The organism is Microbacterium testaceum, assembly GCF_006539145.1.
GTDB classification, from domain to species: Bacteria; Actinomycetota; Actinomycetes; order Actinomycetales; family Microbacteriaceae; genus Microbacterium; species Microbacterium testaceum.
The window spans coordinates 168,323-184,050 of record NZ_BJML01000003.1 but is presented as its reverse complement, the minus strand read 5'-3'; the positions used below and the strand labels follow the sequence as shown (position 1 = coordinate 184,050).

Sequence of the window (15,728 nt, the reverse complement as noted above, 5' to 3'; positions counted from 1 at the left end):
GCGCGGTTCTCAGCTGCGCGAAGAGCTATCGTGGCGCGCTCCGCGCAGCGGTGAGAGGGCGATGACCAGCGCGGCGAGGACGAACAGCCCCGCACCGATCCCGAGCGTCACCGGAAGGCCGAGCGAGGTCATGAGCACGCCCGCCAGCAATGCGCCGACGAAGAAGACACTGCGGTTCACGGTGCGGATGGTCGAGTTCATCCGACCCTGGATGCGATCCGGCGCGACGGACTGTCGGTAAGAGATGTCGTTCGTATCCTCGATCCCCATCGCGAGGCCGTAGACGAACTGCGCGGCCGCGACGACGGCGAGGATCACCCCGATGCCACTGTCGGGCCTGAGCGGGACGAAGGCCAGAACGGCCCAGGGCAGCACGACGAGAACGCGTCCGAGCAGGATCGCCCGGCCCGCTCCCAGCCGAACGCCGAGGCCCGGGGCGACCACCGCCCCCACGAAACCGCCGACTCCCCCGAGCGCCAGGGCAACCCCGTACGCCCACGCGGGCAGGGCGAGCTCGCGCAGCGCGAAGACGACGAATGCCGTCGCCACGATGCTGTTGCCGAGGAACCACACGTGGATCGAGATCGCGAGCGGACGCAGCCTCGGATGCCGATAGGTGTAGCGCATGCCCTGCGCGATCTCATGCCCCACGTGCCGGCCGGCGGCCCGCGGCGGAGCCTTCGCCTCGGACACCGAGATCCGCGACTGCAGCACCGCGGCGATCGCGGCGATGACGGCGTCGACCACGAACAGGATCGGCGCCCCGACGATCGCGAGAAGGGCACCGCCGATCGCCGGCCCCGCCGTCTGAGCCACGGTCTGGCTCTGGCCGAGCCGCGCATTCGCTGCCGGGAGCGACGATCTCGGCACGAGCCGCGGGAGCAGCGGCTGCGCTGCGGAGTCCCCGAACAGGGTGAGCACGCCGAGCGCGAGGGTGATCGCCGCCACCGACCAGAAATCGAGCACGCCCGTCAGCACGAGGATGGGGACGACGGCGAGCACCAGCGCCCGCCCGATCGTCGTGACCACCAGCGTCCGCTGCCGTCTTCCGCGGTCCATCCACGCGCCCACGACCAGGCCGAGGAACAGGTACGGAACGACGCTGAGGGCGTTCAGGATGCCGACCTGTGCCGGCGTCGCCGCGATCACCGTGACGATGAGCACCTGGAAGGCGACCCCGGCGATCGTCGACCCGAACGCGCGGAGCGTCGTCGCGGTCCAGAAGAACGCGAAAGCCGGATGGCGGAGGATCTCCCGCGGCTTCTTTGTCGGCGGCGCGTCCTCGTCCATCGGTCGAGCGTATCCAGGCCGGGGCGGACTCCTCCGTGGCCGGCTACTCGACGGCGGAATCCTCCGCGCGGACGCGGAACTGCTCGACGCTGCCTCGGTGTCCGCACCCGCCTCGGTCTTGCTGGCACTGCACGGGCTCGTCTCCGCGGAACCCGTCCCCGGGGCCGGTGAGGCGGGCGGAACACTGATCGGACGAGGCCTGCGGGGAGCCGATGACGTCGAGGTCGCCGTCGAGCACCACGTTCACGGTGAGCTGGACCGCGAAGGCGCTCACGTTCCCGCAGTGCGGGCAGCGGATGCCGGCGGGGCGCCCGGTCCTCGTGCCGGGAGCGCTCTCCGCGCCCGAGTCGGCGGCGGATTCGGCTGGCGGCTTTCGATACACCGTGAGCTCGTCCGCGCAGTCGTAGGCGAATCGGGTGATCTGCCCCGAGGGATGCCGCTCGGAGATGCGGCGCGTCCACGGGCTCTCGGCATCGATCCCGACGACCTCGGAATCCGTACCGACCACCACATCCCCCGTTCGGAGGTCGAACACCGGAAGAGTCACGACGGGGTAGGTGCGGTACTCGTGGGCGGCGGGGACGGTCATGCTGCAGCTCCGATCGGAACGGGGGCGTGGACGTCGCGGGTCAGCGGCTTCGCGCACCATCGGGGTGACGCGGAGGGTCCAGCCCTACTATCGGGTCGTCGGCACGGCTCCGTAACGAGCTGCCGTCGACGCGCTCCGGTTGCGTCCGCGCGAGGCACCGCGGGCGCCTGCCCGGGCGCGCGACGGGATCAGCGGTATCGGCGAGGTCCGCAGCGCAGCGACGCGGTCCGACGATCAGGGGGACGGCGCCAGGTGAGCGTCGGTCCGTTCCTGCAGGTAGGCGCACAGCTGACCCGCCGCTTCGACTTCGGCGCCGAGGGCGATGAGGTCGAGGGACGTGCCCGTGAGATCGCTGGGGCGCTCGGTGAGGGTGGCCACCCACCGCCCGCTTTCGTCGAGCTGGAGGTAGATGGCAGCGGGCGCGTGCCGCAGGTGGATGAGGACGATGAACGCGTCGCCGTTCTCGTCATCGTCCTGGGGAAGCACGAGCGGTTCGCCGAGCGCGGGAACGCCCCTGGCCACGAAGCGCGCGGCCCACTCGGCGATCGTCGCCTGCGTCGGGCGTTGAGGATCGGTCATACGCCGGCCGGACCAAGAGGGAGCCCACGGGCACCGCTGGCGTCGTCCATCACTCGTTCGATGAAGCGAAGGGGCGAGGGCATCCGGTTTTCGGTGTCGGAGATGCGTCGCTCTTGATAGACGAGCCGGTCCATCTGTTCTCCTGGCGGGGTGGTTCTCCGAAGGGTGGCCTGTCGCGTCCCGTCCCGGCGAGGAGGTCGCAGACCGCCTCTCGAGAATACCCTGACGGTGAACCCGCGGAACACGCCCCCCTGCGTGCCGCGGCGGTGGCGCGGCCCGCCCATCCCGTGGACACCACGATGAGACGTGTGGTGGCGCATCGAACCACTGGCGCGATTCGCCCCGCGGGCGACGGCTCGGATCGAGGTCGTCGGCGCGGGAGATGACGACCGAGATGGGGAGTCGTCCCGCACACCACGGCTGTCGCGTCACGCGCGTTCCCGCGGCGATGTCGACCCACGCGCGGGATCGCGCCGCGCCCACGTCTTCGTTCGAGACCTCACCGCCCGGATGGGGTGCATTGGGGGCAGGTCCGGACGGTGAAGCCGTCGTCAAAGCTATCACCCTTGTCCCCCATTTGGGGGACACGTGCGAGGGCGTCGCCGTTCCCACCGGTCGCTGTCCGCCGGCGGGCGCGGGAGGATGATCGGGTGATCGATGAGGTGGAATCGCTAAGGGACGCGGGGCTCCGGGCTGCGGTGCGGCAGCATCTGCGCCAATTACCCCCGGGAGCGGGTGCGGGGAGCGTGAGTGAGATCGTCGTCGATGAGGTGACGATGCTGGATGGCATCGAGCGCTTTCGCGCTCTCCGACACCTGGGACTGGACGGCACGGATGTCGTCGATCTCCGTCCACTCGCAGGCCTTGGGGCTCTGGAAGAGCTGTGGTTGAGCGATACACGCGTGGCTGACCTCCGCCCGCTATCGGGGCTGCGAGCGCTCACGGTTCTCGAACTCGGCGACACGCCGGTCGTGGACATCGAACCGCTCCGTCCACTCCGACGCCTCCAGAAGCTGTGGCTGAACGGGACGAAGGTCGCCGACCTCAGCCCGCTCCGGTCCCTCGAGGGTCTGGTCACCGTGGGCGTGGCCGGCACCCCCGTCGAGGATTACCGTCCACTGGAGGCATTGGACGGCCTACAGATCCTGGCGGTTTCGCGGTCGGCTTCCGGGCGCCTCGGGGCGCTGTCGCAACGTGATGATCTGGCCATCCATTTCGTCGACGAGTGACGGTCCGCTTCGAAGAAGCCCCCTCCCGAGAACAGCGTGCCCCCTCGGAGCCGCCATCTTCGCGTCTTCCCGGAGCACCGTGTGACGCACCAGCTTCGGGCGGATCGAGTCGCACGCCCGGACGTGCCGGTTGCAGCTCAGCGCACCGTGGTCGAATCGCGCCCTGAGAAGTGAAACGGTTACCGCCGCGTCACCGCTGGTCAGCCCTATGACGAAGCGAAAACTTCATGTCATTCTCCCCCTTCACACTATTGACACCCAATCTTGTCGAGGTGCTAGGGCGTGTCTCCCATAGGCTGCGTGGGTCGGCTCTGATGGGAGGATTGACGCTGTGAGATGTGTGTTGACCGCCGATCATGAGATTCCAGATCGGGCCCCACTCGTGATCGTTCCCGGCGACGCCGTTCAGATAGGAGACCGGGACACGGAATGGCCCGCTTTCGTGTTCGTGACAGCGGCCCAGGGCACGGGATGGGTGCCGGCGCGTCACCTCGATATCGACGGCTCGGTCGGCACTGTTCGTCTCGGATACGACACCACCGAGCTACCGGCCAGGTTGGGAGAAGACGTCGATGTCCTCGTGGATGACTCAGAAAGCGGCTGGTCCTGGTGCCGGAACGCTGACGGACGTGAAGGATGGATTCCTCACCGCGTACTCGCCGTAGCGTGATCAATCGTTATGAACGTAGCCAGGTCAGGACGGCGCAGAGAGCAATCCCAGCACGGTAAGTGATCGCGAGTTTGTCGAACCGTGTGGCGATGCCGCGCCATTGCTTGGCGAGGGCGAAGAACCGCTCGACGACGTTGCGACCCTTGTAGGCCTCGACATCGAGGCCGGTTGGTCTCCCGCCTTTGCTGCCTCGCCGTTTGCGGGCGGCAGCTTGGTCGCGTTTGTCGGGGATCACGGCCTTGATCCCGCGATGGCGCAGTTCATTGCGGATCACGCCGGTCGCGTACGCGCGGTCAGCGAGTACGGCATCCGGGCGGGTGCGTGGCCGGCCACGACCAAGTCGGGGAACGTGGATCTCCGCCAGCACCGCACCCAGCACCGCACCGTCATTGCGCTGCCCGCCGGTGACGATCATCGCAAGCGGTCGGCCATGTCCGTCAACGGCCTGATGGATCTTCGTGGTCTGCCCGCCGCGGGAGCGGCCGATGCCATGACCAGGCGGTTCAACCTCGTGCCAGGGCAGATTCTTGTGAGTCGATCCCGCCCCCTGTGTCTTGCTCGGGACGGGTCGTGTTCGTCGCGTGCTGGCGCGCACGCGCGATCGTCGCGTCGATCGACACCGCCCAGTCAATCTTCCCGGCAGAATCGGCCTCAGCGAGGATCCGTGTCAGCACGCGATCCCAGGTGCCATCGCCGGCATACCGGCGATGTCTCTTCCACACCGTCTGCCATGGGCCGAACTGTTCGCGCGGCAGATCACGCCACGGGATACCGGTCCGGAACCGGTAAGCGATACCCTCCACGACCCGCCGATCGTCACCGAATGGGTGACCACGCAGCCCCGTGTTCGAGGGTCTGATCAACAGATCCACCCTCATACATTTGATGCTTTTCAAAGCATGCATCGCAACAACTATCAAAATCAATCAGCTATTGCACACAATGACCTCCTGCGAAACACTCAGCATGTGTGGGGGCTCGCCTCGCTATGTCCGAAGAATAGGAAATCGCGATGAAGAAATTGACCAAGATCGTTGTCACAGCTGGCCTGGGGGTTGGCCTGCTGATGACGAGTGCGCAAGCAGCATCTGCCGCGCAGTTCTACGATGACATCAACTACGGCAAGTACCTCGAGACCCTCAGCAATGGCAACCTCACCTACTCCGACAAGGCGTCTTCGATCCGCAACACGGGGTGGGCCACCTACTGCGAGAACAACGGGTGCGCCGGCCGCACCGTCCGCCTCAACGGCAGCTACAACGATCTGCGCGCCGTGAACACCGGCCTGAACTTCGGCGAGACCTGGAGCGACCGCATCAGCGCCGTCAAGCCGTAAGCAACCGATGAAGCAGCTCTTCAAAGGGCTTGCTCTTGTGGGGTTGGGGTGCGTGATTGTCGCGTGCACCCCAACCCCACAGGGCGGGTCGCCCACCAGCCTGGAACGCGACACGACGGCTCAGGTAAGCCTGGACGAGCGCACCGGGCACATCGTCTTTCCGCTCTCTCAGTACGATCTGTCCGCGTCAGCATCCGACATCGGCGTACTCAATCAAGCCCTGTTCCTGCGCATCGAAACCTGCATGAACGCGCGTTCCATGCCGTTCCGCGCAGGCCGCGTCGACCCGGGTCCCCCACTGGATGACAGGAACTTCGGCGTCTGGTTCGAGCCCGGAGCTCAGACGTGGGGACTGATGCGGCCACCCGATCCTGTAGCCGAAACGTTCCAAGCAGACGAAGACGCCGGGGGTGAGAGATGGTCACAGGAGGTTGCTGCGTGCAACGCAGAGGCCGAGAGCGACCCCGATTCGGCCGACTTCGTTCCTACCCAGGACGCGATGTTCGACAGCTTGGCCCAGAAGCTCGGCACCACCGCGATGCGAGCGGCGACACGAACAGCGGAGTGGGGCGCGATCCGCGACAAGTGGTCAGAATGCCTGACGGCAAACGGTCTTACCGCGATGGATAGCGAGACCGATTGGATCTCCGTTGAGTCGCAGACCGCACTCGAGAACGGCGATCCCCCCGAACGAATCATTCAATTGTCGGGCATCGAGGCTCGCTGCAACAACGACCTACGCGTCACCCAGACGGCAGGAGATATTGTCGCTTCTTTCCAGGTTCCACTTATCTCAGCGAACCAAGTCACCCTGAATGATGAAAAAGCAGAAAAGGATCGGTACCTCGCGGCGGCAAAGAAATACATTGATCAGCAGAAGCACGGTTAGGTGGCATGAGTCTGCTCGGGACGCTCAATAAGAAGGTCTCCGCGCGCTGAGGCATCGACCCTCGACGACGCCGGACTGACGATGCGAAGGGACATGAAACCGTTCGGTCTTGCGCCGCACGAGCTCTGGTGCGGCAGTTTGACGTCGTGACAGCGACGTCCAGTGGCCATATGGCCGCGTGTGCGATGACGTTTGATGGTGGGGGCCTTCGCCAGCGGGCTTGACGTCGCCGTGGGTGTTCACGGCGGTGGGTGATCGTGGCGTTGGGACGTGCGTTACGGCGACGGTGGCGATCGTGTTGTGGTTGGTGCCGGTGACGCTGCCTGCACGGCACAGGTCGCAGGCCCTGCGCATGGTGCCGATGGGGCGGCTGGGAGCTGGTGTCGGCGGCGTATCGGAACGACCTCGAGAGAGCATCGAGCTGCGGCGCCGGTCGGTCATGTCGGGGGTCCTGCTTAGTCTGATTGTGTGAACATCCTTTTGCTCTCGTGGCACATCGGAGCCCTCTCAGCCTTCCTCGAAGAAGCGGTCGGAACCCCGCAACGTCCGCTCCGAATCGGGTACGTGGACGACGCACAAGCGCTCTTCGCCGACGCGCCCTTCGTCGCGGCCGAGCGTGACGCGCTCGCACGCCTCGGCCACGAGCTGAGTCGAATCACCGTGCGCGGCATGGGCTCGGACGAGCTCGATCGGGTGTTGTCCGACCTCGACGCTGTGTACGTGGCGAGCGGGAGCACTTTCGCTCTACTGGAGGCGCTACAGACGACGGGGAATGGGGAGGTCCTGACCGGTCACGTGCGAGCTGGCCTGCCGTACGTCGGCGTCAGCGCAGGGGCAATGGTCGCCGGTCCCGACTTAACCCCGGCGTCGCTCATGGATGACCCCGCCGATGGCCCCGCGTTGACGACGTTCGATGGTCTCGGTCTGGTCGATCAGGTTGTGATCCCGCACGCCGACGGGCTGTTGCCGCCCTATCCCCGGGAGCTGATCGAGCGCACGCTCGACACTTTCGGCACCGATTACACACTGCTCGCGCTTAGGGACGATCAAGCGTTTCTCGCTCAATCGGGGCGTGGGCGAGTAGTCGACTCTGCGCCTCTCCCGCGCAACTGACTCAGACACCCGACATCTCGACACCCCACCCTCGATCGCGATCGGAACAACCGCGCGAGAGCGGTGAGCTGCGGCGCTGGCGACGGAAAAGCGGAACCCCCGCCGCCCAGAGGGCAACGAGGGTTCGACAGGAGTGGACCGGAGACGTTCGAGAACTCAGGATCGACGTGGATATGGTGACACCCGTGAGCACGTCTCCTTCTCGGGTCACTAACTCGGTGGCTGCACTCGCACTCATGGCCGTCACCGCCCTGGGAGCAACCGGGTGCGTGGCGACATCCCGCCCGGCCGCAGACACCGCGTCGTCGCCAGCGCCTTCCCCGACCGACTCCCCCGCGCAGCCCACCAGTCCCCCGACGACCTCTGCCCATGCAGACGAGCGTCTGACCGCTCCCGTTTCCACTCGCATACCGGCGACCTGCGGGAACATCACGGATCCGTCATCCGATCTGACACTGGTCTCGCGGGTGTTGCCCGAGGGAGCAATCAAGCTCCCGCCAATGCCCGTGCTGGCGCGGGGGGCTGACTGCGTGTCCAGCCAGGGTTCCGACGACTCCTACGACTGGTCACCGGCGTCGGAAAAGGACTGGAACGATTTGGTCGCTCTGTACACGGCCAACGACAGCGCCTGGTTCACAGAGGACGGCCCGCGCGGGACCTACCTGACGTACAAGATCGACGGCCGCTACAGCCAGACGTTTCTCTTCACCGGTGATGCGGTCATCCTCGCACCCACCAAAGCCGCGACGGACGCCGTGATCGGCCCGCCACTCGCCTGACCCCGCGGCGAGAAGGACGAACCCCCGGTTGCGCGGAGGGCAACGAGGGTTCGGGAGGTGTGAGTCGGATCGAAAGGGAGTCGTCGGTGAGACGGTGACTATTCCGACGTTCTTCATGCGATCAGAGCGCAGTGCTCGGGAGTGTGAGTTCGAGGTGCAGGTTCATACCGGCGCGTCGAAACGGCGGTCGCACGTAGACACTCTGGAGATCGCCGGTAGCGCGAGTGAAGTGGGACGGGTTCGGGACGCGCTCGTGGAGCAGCAACCACGCCGCGCGGACCAGCTGCCCGTCGACCTCAGCCAGGGCGGTCACGCACCGCGTCTGTTCTTCGCGCCACCATCGCGAGAATCGCCGAGTGAAGCTGTTGTGCTCGTCCTTTGTCGGGCTCCTTCCCGGCTGATCCACTCGAATCTCAGATCAGCGAGCGCTTCCGCGTCGGAAAGGCCCGCCAGGCGCAGCTGGGCCGCCCCTTCTGATTGGTCGTCCATGCGTCGACATGAGGGGCAGTGTGAGGTGCGAAATCGCGTACGGCGTTCTCCGGGCCCGGGGGACACGGGTTGCCCGGGCGGACGCGAGAAGTACGACGACCGCTGAGGTCAGGCCGAAAAGCATGGCCGTACCGAACGCTGTCAAAGACGACAGCGTGATCCACGCGCCGCGTGAGCTGGTGGCCTCGTCCGGGTTACTCGCCAGAACGAATGCTGTGATGAGGACAACCGCCGCAACCGTGCCGGCGAACGGCAGAGACAAAAGGGCATCACGCCTCGACCTGGAGCGGACCCATCTCGCCACCGAGGTCGCGGCAATACCGACCGAGGTCACCATCGCGGCGAGACAAACAGCCGTGGCAATCCATCCAAAATCCGTGCGTAGGTCGCCGACGGGTTCGCATCCAATCACGAGCGGCGCGAACGTCCACTGGACACCTGCAAAACAGGGGAGGTTCCGGAACAGTCGGATCGCGGCCACGGAGGCGGCCGCCGGGATGCTGACGCCGACAAAGAGGCTGACCCAGCCGATCGCGAGGACATTCGCCTGGGTAAGCCGTCTACTCATGAGATCACCATCCGCCGTTGAAGTCCCAGAAGATGGGCGCGTCGCTACCGTAGTCGAGGGGTGTCCAGCAGAGGTCGGTCGCTTTCATGTTGCGCCAGTCCCCCAAAACAAGGCGGCTACTCGACGGGCGCGGTCCGGGAGAGTTTCCGCCGGTCACTCCCATGCAGTCGGCAAGGGCATCGACAGGAACCTCTCCACCAATCCCGCGACACCGGCTGCACCAGGGCACCAATTCCGGGACACCGCAGGCCTTATCTAACGGAGATGCGGAGGCGGCCGTCGACGATGGCGGGGCGGTTTTCTCGGTCCGGCTACCGCAAACGATTGATCCCCCAAGACGAAGGCCCCGAACCCCCGCGCTTCCGCGGGATTCGGGGCCTTCGTGGTGGCGGTGACGGTGGGATTTGAACCCACGGTAGGGGTGAACCTACACAACATTTCGAGTGTTGCACCTTCGGCCGCTCGGACACGTCACCGCCGAATAGCTTACGACACACTTCAGGATGCCGCGAATCGGCTGCCTGGTCGATGGCCGGATGGGATCGGGGAGGTGTCGCCGCAGTCCGGAGAAACGGCGTCGCTCTCCCGCGACACCGCCACGCGCGGTCGCCGGTGTCCGAAGACTCCGGAGTTCGGCACGCACCACTGCGACCGCACGGGAGCGCCGCAACCCGCCGGCCCCGCGCCCTCGCACGTCGCGCATGGCGCAGCCCTCGACCCCTGGCATCCGTTCGTCCACCGTCGAACGACCACGCTGGAAGCCGCCCTCCCCCGCTGCCAGGATCGAGCCATGAGCGTGATCGAGAACTCGAAGCTGACGGTCGTCGGGGCCGGGAGCGTGGGCGCGAGCGTCGCGTACGCCGCCCTGATCCGCGGGTCGGCGCGGCATGTCGCGCTCTACGACATCGCGGCCGAGAAGGTCGAGGCCGAGGTGCTCGATCTGGCCCACGGCACGCAGTTCACCGGTTCGAGCGATATCACGGGCGGAAGCGACGTCTCGGTGGCCGCGGGCTCGCACGTCGTCGTCATCACGGCGGGCGCGAAGCAGAACCCGGGCCAGACGCGCACCGAGCTCGCCGCGACCAACGCCGCGATCATCCGCGACATGATGCCGAAGCTGCTCGACGTCGCCCCGCACGCGATCTACGTGATCGTGACCAACCCGTGCGACGTGCTCACGGTCCTGGCTCAAGAGGCCACGGGCCTGCCCAGCCGCCGCATCTTCGCCTCGGGCACCGTGCTCGACACCTCGCGCCTGCGCTGGAAACTCGCGCAGCGCGCCGGGGTCGCCACCTCGAGCGTGCACGCCTGGATCGTCGGCGAGCACGGCGACACCGAGTTTCCGCTGTGGTCGACGGCCACGATCGGCTCCGTGCCGATCACCGAGTTCGATCTCCCCGACGGCACACGCTTCGATCGCGAGCAACTGGACGCGATCGCCGTCGACGTCCGCGACGCCGCGTACAAGGTCATCAAGGGCAAGGGCGCGACCAACTACGCGATCGGCCTGTCGAGCGCCCGGATCGTCGAGGCCATCCTGCGCGACGAGCACGCGATCCTGCCGGTCAGTACGGTGCTGCAGGGCTTCCACGGCGTCGACGGCATGGCCCTGTCGGTGCCCTCGATCGTCTCGGCGCGCGGAGCGGTTCCCCTCCCGGGCACGCCGTTCTCCGACGCCGAGCTGACGCTGCTGCGCCGCTCCGCCGACGCTCTGACAACCGTCGCGGGGTCGCTCCGCGACTGACCACCGGTCGACCCCGTGGGTTCAGCGCGGGCCCACCCGGCGTACGTGCGTCGATCGCCTCCGTCTCACGCATAAACGCGATCGAGTCGCATAAACGCGTTCTGCACGTGTTTATGCGCGTGGATCGCGTTTATGCGTGGCCTCGGGCTGCGCACCGGCGGGGCAGATCCCGGATGCCGGGACCCCGGCCGGACGTGCGACCACCGCATGCCGCGACCCGGCGCGGCGATGTCGGAGGCCCCGCGTAGCCTGAGCACATGGCATCCCGACGTCCCGCTGCAGCCCCTGCCCCGTACCGCTGCACCGAGTGCGGGTGGACGACGCTGAAGTGGGTCGGGCGCTGCGGCGAGTGCCAGTCGTGGGGCACGGTCGTCGAGGCCGCGGAACAGACCGGGATCGTGCGGTCGATCACGCCCGTCGCTCCCGGGGCCGCCCGCGCCGCGCGCCGGATCACCGAGATCGACACGCAAGACGCCCCACGCCGCACGAGCGGAGTGGGCGAGTTCGACCGGGTGCTGGGCGGCGGCATCGTGCCGGGCGCGGCAATCCTTCTGAGTGGGGAGCCGGGCGTCGGCAAGTCCACGCTGCTGCTCGAGGTCGCCGCCCAGAGCGCCCGCGCGGGTCGGCGCGTGCTCTACGCCAGCGGAGAGGAGTCTGCGGCGCAGGTACGGCTGCGCGCCGAGCGCACCGGGGCCCTGCACGACGAGCTCTTCCTCGCGGCCGAGACCGATCTCGCCACGATCCTCGGGCACATCGACCAGGTCGAGCCGGGACTGCTGATCGTCGACTCCGTGCAAACGGTGTCGTCGGCCCACAGCGACGGCGCGGCGGGTCAGCCCGCCCAGGTGCGCGAGGTGGCGTCCGCCCTCATCCGTGTGGCGAAAGAACGAGGCCTCCCCGTCATCCTCGTCGGCCACGTCACGAAAGACGGGTCGATCGCGGGGCCCCGCATCCTCGAGCACCTGGTCGACGTCGTCTGCCACTTCGAGGGCGACCGGCAGACCTCGCTCCGCTTCGTGCGAGCACTCAAGAACCGCTTCGGCCCCACCGACGAGGTCGGGTGCTTCGACATGACGGGCACGGGTATCGCCGAGGTCGCCGACCCGAGCGCGCTGTTCCTCGGCCACGGTGAGCCCGAACCCGGCACGTGCGTCACGATCGCGATGGAGGGGCGGCGCGCTCTGCCCGTCGAGATCCAGGCCCTCGCCGTGCGGCAGACGGCGCCCAACCCGCGCCGCATCGTCAACGGCGTCGATTCCTCGCGCGTCGCGATGGTGCTCGCCGTGCTCGAGAGCCGAATGGGCCTGACGCTCTCGGATCGCGACGTCTACGTTTCCACCGTCGGCGGGGTGCGCCTGGTCGAACCCGCGGCCGACCTCGCGATCGCGATCGCGGTGGCCAACGCGGTGAAGAACCGCAAGGTGTCGAAGCGCCTCGCGGCGATCGGCGAGCTCACCCTCACGGGCGAGATCCGCAACGTCACGCAGGCCGCTCAGCGCGCGTCAGAGGCGAAGCGGCTCGGCTATCACACCGTCCTCGACGCCTCGTCGCGAAAACTCGCGCAGGCCCTCAACGAGTTGCAGGTGCGCGGCCTGCCCCGCGACGACAGCGAACCCGGGTTCTGAGACGCACCCGGAGCATAAAGCGCCTCCAGCAGACCGATGCGGTGAGATCGAGCGGTCGCGAGTTCTCAGGAACCGGTGGCCCCACGGGACACCGCTCCCGTGCGATCGTCAACGGCCGGGAGGAGAAGACCGGCGGCGGCGGTGCGGCGACGTCATCCCGAGAACGGCGGGGATGACAAGTCCTGCGGCGCATACGGCACCGACGATCAGGTACTCCATGTCCCCGAGTCTTGCACGAGCCCTTCACCCGCGCGAGTTCCGCCTCTCACCCGCCCGGTCGCTCGCCCACACGCCCCCGCCCCATCCGACGCTCGAGTGTCCACAACACCCGGACGAAATTCAGAATGCTCCGGGTGTTCTGGACACTCAACGGGCAGTGCGACACCCCACCGCCCCCGCGCCGGGGGAAGACCCCGGGCGTCGGTCCCCGGGCGGCGGCCCCCGGGCGTCGGACCCAGGGCGTTGGAGCCCGGGCGCCGGCCCCCGGGCGCCGAACCCCGGGCACCGAACCAGCGGCGCCGAACCCGCGGCACCGAGGGAGAGCTCAGGCGTCCAGCGCGGCGATCAGGTCAGCCGGTGAAGCCTGGATCGGGTGCGGCCCCGCAATGTCGATGAACACCGTGGTGATGGCATCCCGATGCGTTCCGAGGAACGCGCGCAGCCACTGCGGCGACTGCAGGGCCACGTGCGGCGGCAGCGTCTCGGGCTTGTGCGCCGCATCACTGAACAGCAGCAGGGCGAGCTGGGCGGTGTTCGGATCGCGGTAGGTCCATACCTCGCCGACGCTGAGCGGGTCGTCGGCGTCGCCCGGCGTCATCAGCGGCACGACCGTCGGTCCGTGACGGAGAGCGAAGGCGATCGCCGCCATATCCTGCGTCTGCAGGGCGTCGGTCAAGGCGGTGTTCTTGAAGTCCACGTCGAGCTTCTTCCCCTTGCGCTTCTTGCCTGCCGCCATCCTCCGAGCCTATCCGCGCGGCGTCGCGCACGCCCGCGCTGCGCCGAACACGCCCGCGGCGCTTCCGACGGGAGGAGAATCGCCGACCGGAGGATCGAACGCCCGGGCTGCATCCTCCGCCCGCGGAAGCTCCTCCACCCGGCACCGCCGCGTCATCCCCGCGCTCCCCCGCGCCGCCTCCGTGACCTCGCGGCGCCCCACAACCTCCCACCGCACCTCCCGCGCCCCGCGCCGCCTCCCTGACCTCACGGCGCCCCGCGACCTCCCACCGCACCTCGCGCGCTGCGACCCGCGACCTCGAAGCTCCGAAGCCCCGAACCCCCACGAGTCCCTAGGCCAGGAATCCCCGCAGCAGCGCCTCCGACCCGGCGAGGTGGTCGCGCATCGCCGCGTGGGCGGCATCCGGTCTCCCGGCGAGGATCGCCGAGACCACCGCGGCATGCTGCGAGGTCGAGTGCTCGATGTTGCGCGGCAGCAGGGGGAACGTGTCGAGCCAGGCGTTCACGCGCGCGCGGTTGTCGGCGACGAGGGGAACGAGAGACGGGATGCCGGCGAACTCCGCGATCGTCAGGTGCAGGAGCGTGTCGAGTCGGCGGTAGTCCTCTCCCTCGGCGAGCGCGGCCGCTTCGTGCCGCGCCCACAGCACGTCCCGCTCCTCGGCCGACAGCGACCGCGCCGCCGCCGCCCACGCCGCCCCCGGTTCGAGGACGCCGCGTAGGGCGATGACGTCGGAGAGCTCGGCGGCCGAAACGACCGCCGGCGTCGAGGGCCGGGGCACGGGATCGACGACGAAGGTCCCGCCGTAGCGACCCCGCCGCGTCTCGAGCCACCCGGCATCCGACAGCTCTTTCAGCGCCTCGCGGACCGTGTCCCGACTCACCCCGTACAGCGCCGCGAGCTCGCGCTCCGCGGGGAGCGACTCCCCCGGCGCCACGAGGCCGAGCCGCACCGTCTGCACGATGCGCGCCGTGGTGTCCTCCAGCGCGTTGCCGCTGCGCACGGGGCGGTACACGGCCCGGCGCAGGTCGTCGAGCGGCGCGTCTGTCACACCCTCAGCCTGTCACGTCACCGGTTCACAGGGGCGTGACGTAAGCGTTGGTGATGCCCCCGTCGACCACGAACGCCGTCGCCGTGATGAAGGACGCGTCGTCGGATGCCAAGAACGCCACGCTCGCGGCCATCTCCTCCGGCTCCGCGAACCGACCCATCGGCACGTGCACCAATCGGCGCTGCGCGCGCTCGGGGTCCTTCGCGAACAGCTCCTGCAGCAGCGGAGTGTTCACCGGTCCCGGGCAGAGGGCATTGACGCGGATCCCCTGGCGCGCGAACTGCACGCCGAGCTCGCGGGTCATCGCGAGCACGCCACCCTTCGACGCGGTGTACGAGATCTGCGAGGTGGCCGAGCCCAGCAGGGCCACGAACGATGCGGTGTTGATGATCGACCCCTTTCCCGCGGGCACCATGTGTCGCAGGGCAGCGCGCGAGCAGAGGTACACGCTCTTGAGGTTGACGTCCTGCACTCGGTCCCAGGCGGGCAGCTCGGTCGTCTCGATCGAGTCGTCGTCGGCGGGCGAGATGCCGGCATTGTTGAAGGCGATGTCGACGCTGCCGAGGTCGGCGGCGACGCCGTCGAACAGGGCGTTCACGGACGCTTCGTCGGCGACGTTCACCTGCCGGAAGACGCCTCCCACCTCGGTGGCGGCAGCCGTACCGGTGGTCTCGTCGAGGTCGGCGATCACGACCCGGGCGCCCTCGGCGGCGAAGCGACGGGCGGTGGCGAGGCCGATGCCGCTGGCCCCTCCGGTGACGATGGCGACGCGATCGCGCAGACGCTGAGTGAGGTCGATGGTCATGGGCGGTGGTTCCTTTCGAG

16 protein-coding genes and 1 tRNA gene are annotated in these 15,728 nt (G+C 68.0%); 8 read left to right on the top strand and 9 right to left on the bottom strand.

Features of this window, described 5'->3' with window-relative positions; translation table 11 throughout:
* Positions 1-9 precede the first annotated feature (9 nt).
* The 3 genes from MTE01_RS07170 to MTE01_RS07160 form a co-directional block, all read right to left on the bottom strand.
* Complete coding sequence (locus MTE01_RS07170; protein WP_141376561.1) at positions 10-1,290, bottom strand: MFS transporter; 1,281 nt, start codon at positions 1,288-1,290, stop codon at positions 10-12.
* A gap of 43 nt (positions 1,291-1,333) precedes the next feature.
* The gene (locus MTE01_RS07165; protein ID WP_116238713.1) at positions 1,334-1,879 is read right to left on the bottom strand and encodes a hypothetical protein; all 546 of its coding nucleotides are present in this window, start codon (positions 1,877-1,879) and stop codon (positions 1,334-1,336) included.
* Positions 1,880-2,113: 234 nt separating this feature from the next.
* Positions 2,114-2,458 (bottom strand): hypothetical protein, encoded by a 345-nt coding sequence (locus MTE01_RS07160; protein WP_141376559.1) that lies wholly within the window; start codon positions 2,456-2,458, stop codon positions 2,114-2,116.
* Between the two features lie 650 nt (positions 2,459-3,108).
* Here MTE01_RS07160 and MTE01_RS07155 point away from each other — a divergent pair.
* Positions 3,109-3,687, top strand: coding sequence for a leucine-rich repeat domain-containing protein (locus MTE01_RS07155; RefSeq protein WP_141376557.1), 579 nt, complete (start codon positions 3,109-3,111; stop codon positions 3,685-3,687).
* A 331-nt stretch (positions 3,688-4,018) separates the two neighbouring features.
* Positions 4,019-4,357: an SH3 domain-containing protein gene (locus tag MTE01_RS17460; RefSeq protein WP_141376555.1), complete on the top strand. Its 339-nt coding sequence runs from the start codon at positions 4,019-4,021 to the stop codon at positions 4,355-4,357.
* 7 nt (positions 4,358-4,364) lie between these two features.
* Here the strand turns inward: MTE01_RS17460 and MTE01_RS07145 are convergent.
* Positions 4,365-5,262, bottom strand: a protein-coding gene (locus MTE01_RS07145; protein ID WP_174799657.1) for an IS5 family transposase whose coding sequence is annotated in 2 segments (ribosomal slippage) — positions 4,365-4,904 and positions 4,906-5,262 — 897 coding nt in all. Because the reading frame shifts where the segments join, the coding sequence is not laid out codon by codon here.
* Positions 5,263-5,423: 161 nt separating this feature from the next.
* On the opposite strand from MTE01_RS07145, the gene MTE01_RS07140 reads away from it, so the two are divergent.
* The 4 genes from MTE01_RS07140 to MTE01_RS07125 all read left to right on the top strand — a co-directional run bounded on the left by MTE01_RS07140 (position 5,424) and on the right by MTE01_RS07125 (position 8,474).
* Complete coding sequence (locus MTE01_RS07140; RefSeq protein WP_170210642.1) at positions 5,424-5,693, top strand: hypothetical protein; 270 nt, start codon at positions 5,424-5,426, stop codon at positions 5,691-5,693.
* A gap of 7 nt (positions 5,694-5,700) precedes the next feature.
* Positions 5,701-6,582, top strand: coding sequence for a hypothetical protein (locus MTE01_RS07135; protein WP_141376551.1), 882 nt, complete (start codon positions 5,701-5,703; stop codon positions 6,580-6,582).
* A gap of 564 nt (positions 6,583-7,146) precedes the next feature.
* Positions 7,147-7,695, top strand: coding sequence for a Type 1 glutamine amidotransferase-like domain-containing protein (locus tag MTE01_RS07130; RefSeq protein WP_218026337.1), 549 nt, complete (start codon positions 7,147-7,149; stop codon positions 7,693-7,695).
* A 530-nt stretch (positions 7,696-8,225) separates the two neighbouring features.
* Positions 8,226-8,474, top strand: a complete 249-nt coding sequence (locus tag MTE01_RS07125) for a hypothetical protein (RefSeq protein WP_170210641.1) — start codon at positions 8,226-8,228, stop codon at positions 8,472-8,474.
* Positions 8,475-8,595: 121 nt separating this feature from the next.
* Here MTE01_RS07125 and MTE01_RS07120 read toward each other — a convergent pair whose 3' ends face one another.
* Both MTE01_RS07120 and MTE01_RS07115 read right to left on the bottom strand, forming a co-directional pair.
* Complete coding sequence (locus MTE01_RS07120; protein WP_141376545.1) at positions 8,596-8,787, bottom strand: hypothetical protein; 192 nt, start codon at positions 8,785-8,787, stop codon at positions 8,596-8,598.
* A 1,130-nt stretch (positions 8,788-9,917) separates the two neighbouring features.
* Positions 9,918-10,007, bottom strand: a tRNA-Ser gene (locus tag MTE01_RS07115).
* A 314-nt stretch (positions 10,008-10,321) separates the two neighbouring features.
* On the opposite strand from MTE01_RS07115, the gene MTE01_RS07110 reads away from it, so the two are divergent.
* Together MTE01_RS07110 and radA are read left to right on the top strand one after the other, a co-directional pair.
* On the top strand, positions 10,322-11,275 hold the full coding sequence (locus MTE01_RS07110; RefSeq protein WP_103207099.1) for an L-lactate dehydrogenase: 954 nt from the start codon (positions 10,322-10,324) through the stop codon (positions 11,273-11,275).
* Between the two features lie 257 nt (positions 11,276-11,532).
* Positions 11,533-12,900 carry a DNA repair protein RadA gene (gene radA / locus MTE01_RS07105; protein WP_103206849.1) on the top strand — a complete coding sequence of 456 codons (1,368 nt, stop codon included), beginning with the start codon at positions 11,533-11,535 and terminating at the stop codon, positions 12,898-12,900.
* Between the two features lie 544 nt (positions 12,901-13,444).
* On the opposite strand, the gene MTE01_RS07100 is transcribed toward radA, so the two are convergent.
* The 3 genes from MTE01_RS07100 to MTE01_RS07090 all read right to left on the bottom strand — a co-directional run bounded on the left by MTE01_RS07100 (position 13,445) and on the right by MTE01_RS07090 (position 15,708).
* Entirely contained in the window at positions 13,445-13,855 is a 411-nt protein-coding gene (locus MTE01_RS07100) for a dehydrogenase (RefSeq protein ID WP_141376543.1), read from the bottom strand.
* Between the two features lie 331 nt (positions 13,856-14,186).
* Positions 14,187-14,903 (bottom strand): FadR/GntR family transcriptional regulator, encoded by a 717-nt coding sequence (locus MTE01_RS07095; protein WP_103206851.1) that lies wholly within the window; start codon positions 14,901-14,903, stop codon positions 14,187-14,189.
* Positions 14,904-14,928: 25 nt separating this feature from the next.
* Positions 14,929-15,708, bottom strand: coding sequence for a 3-oxoacyl-ACP reductase (locus tag MTE01_RS07090; RefSeq protein WP_103206852.1), 780 nt, complete (start codon positions 15,706-15,708; stop codon positions 14,929-14,931).
* Positions 15,709-15,728: the final 20 nt, after the last annotated feature.

What these genes read in the sequence shown, in the direction of transcription:
- MTE01_RS07090 (WP_103206852.1), bottom strand. Translation starts at nt 15,708, where the DNA reads ATGACCATCGACCTCACTCAGCGTCTGCGCGATCGCGTCGCCATCGTC.
- MTE01_RS07140 (WP_170210642.1), top strand. Translation starts at nt 5,424, where the DNA reads ATGACGAGTGCGCAAGCAGCATCTGCCGCGCAGTTCTACGATGACATC.
- MTE01_RS07110 (WP_103207099.1), top strand. Translation starts at nt 10,322, where the DNA reads ATGAGCGTGATCGAGAACTCGAAGCTGACGGTCGTCGGGGCCGGGAGC.
- MTE01_RS07135 (WP_141376551.1), top strand. Translation starts at nt 5,701, where the DNA reads ATGAAGCAGCTCTTCAAAGGGCTTGCTCTTGTGGGGTTGGGGTGCGTG.
- radA (WP_103206849.1), top strand. Translation starts at nt 11,533, where the DNA reads ATGGCATCCCGACGTCCCGCTGCAGCCCCTGCCCCGTACCGCTGCACC.
- MTE01_RS07160 (WP_141376559.1), bottom strand. Translation starts at nt 2,458, where the DNA reads ATGACCGATCCTCAACGCCCGACGCAGGCGACGATCGCCGAGTGGGCC.
- MTE01_RS07165 (WP_116238713.1), bottom strand. Translation starts at nt 1,879, where the DNA reads ATGACCGTCCCCGCCGCCCACGAGTACCGCACCTACCCCGTCGTGACT.
- MTE01_RS07170 (WP_141376561.1), bottom strand. Translation starts at nt 1,290, where the DNA reads ATGGACGAGGACGCGCCGCCGACAAAGAAGCCGCGGGAGATCCTCCGC.
- MTE01_RS07100 (WP_141376543.1), bottom strand. Translation starts at nt 13,855, where the DNA reads ATGGCGGCAGGCAAGAAGCGCAAGGGGAAGAAGCTCGACGTGGACTTC.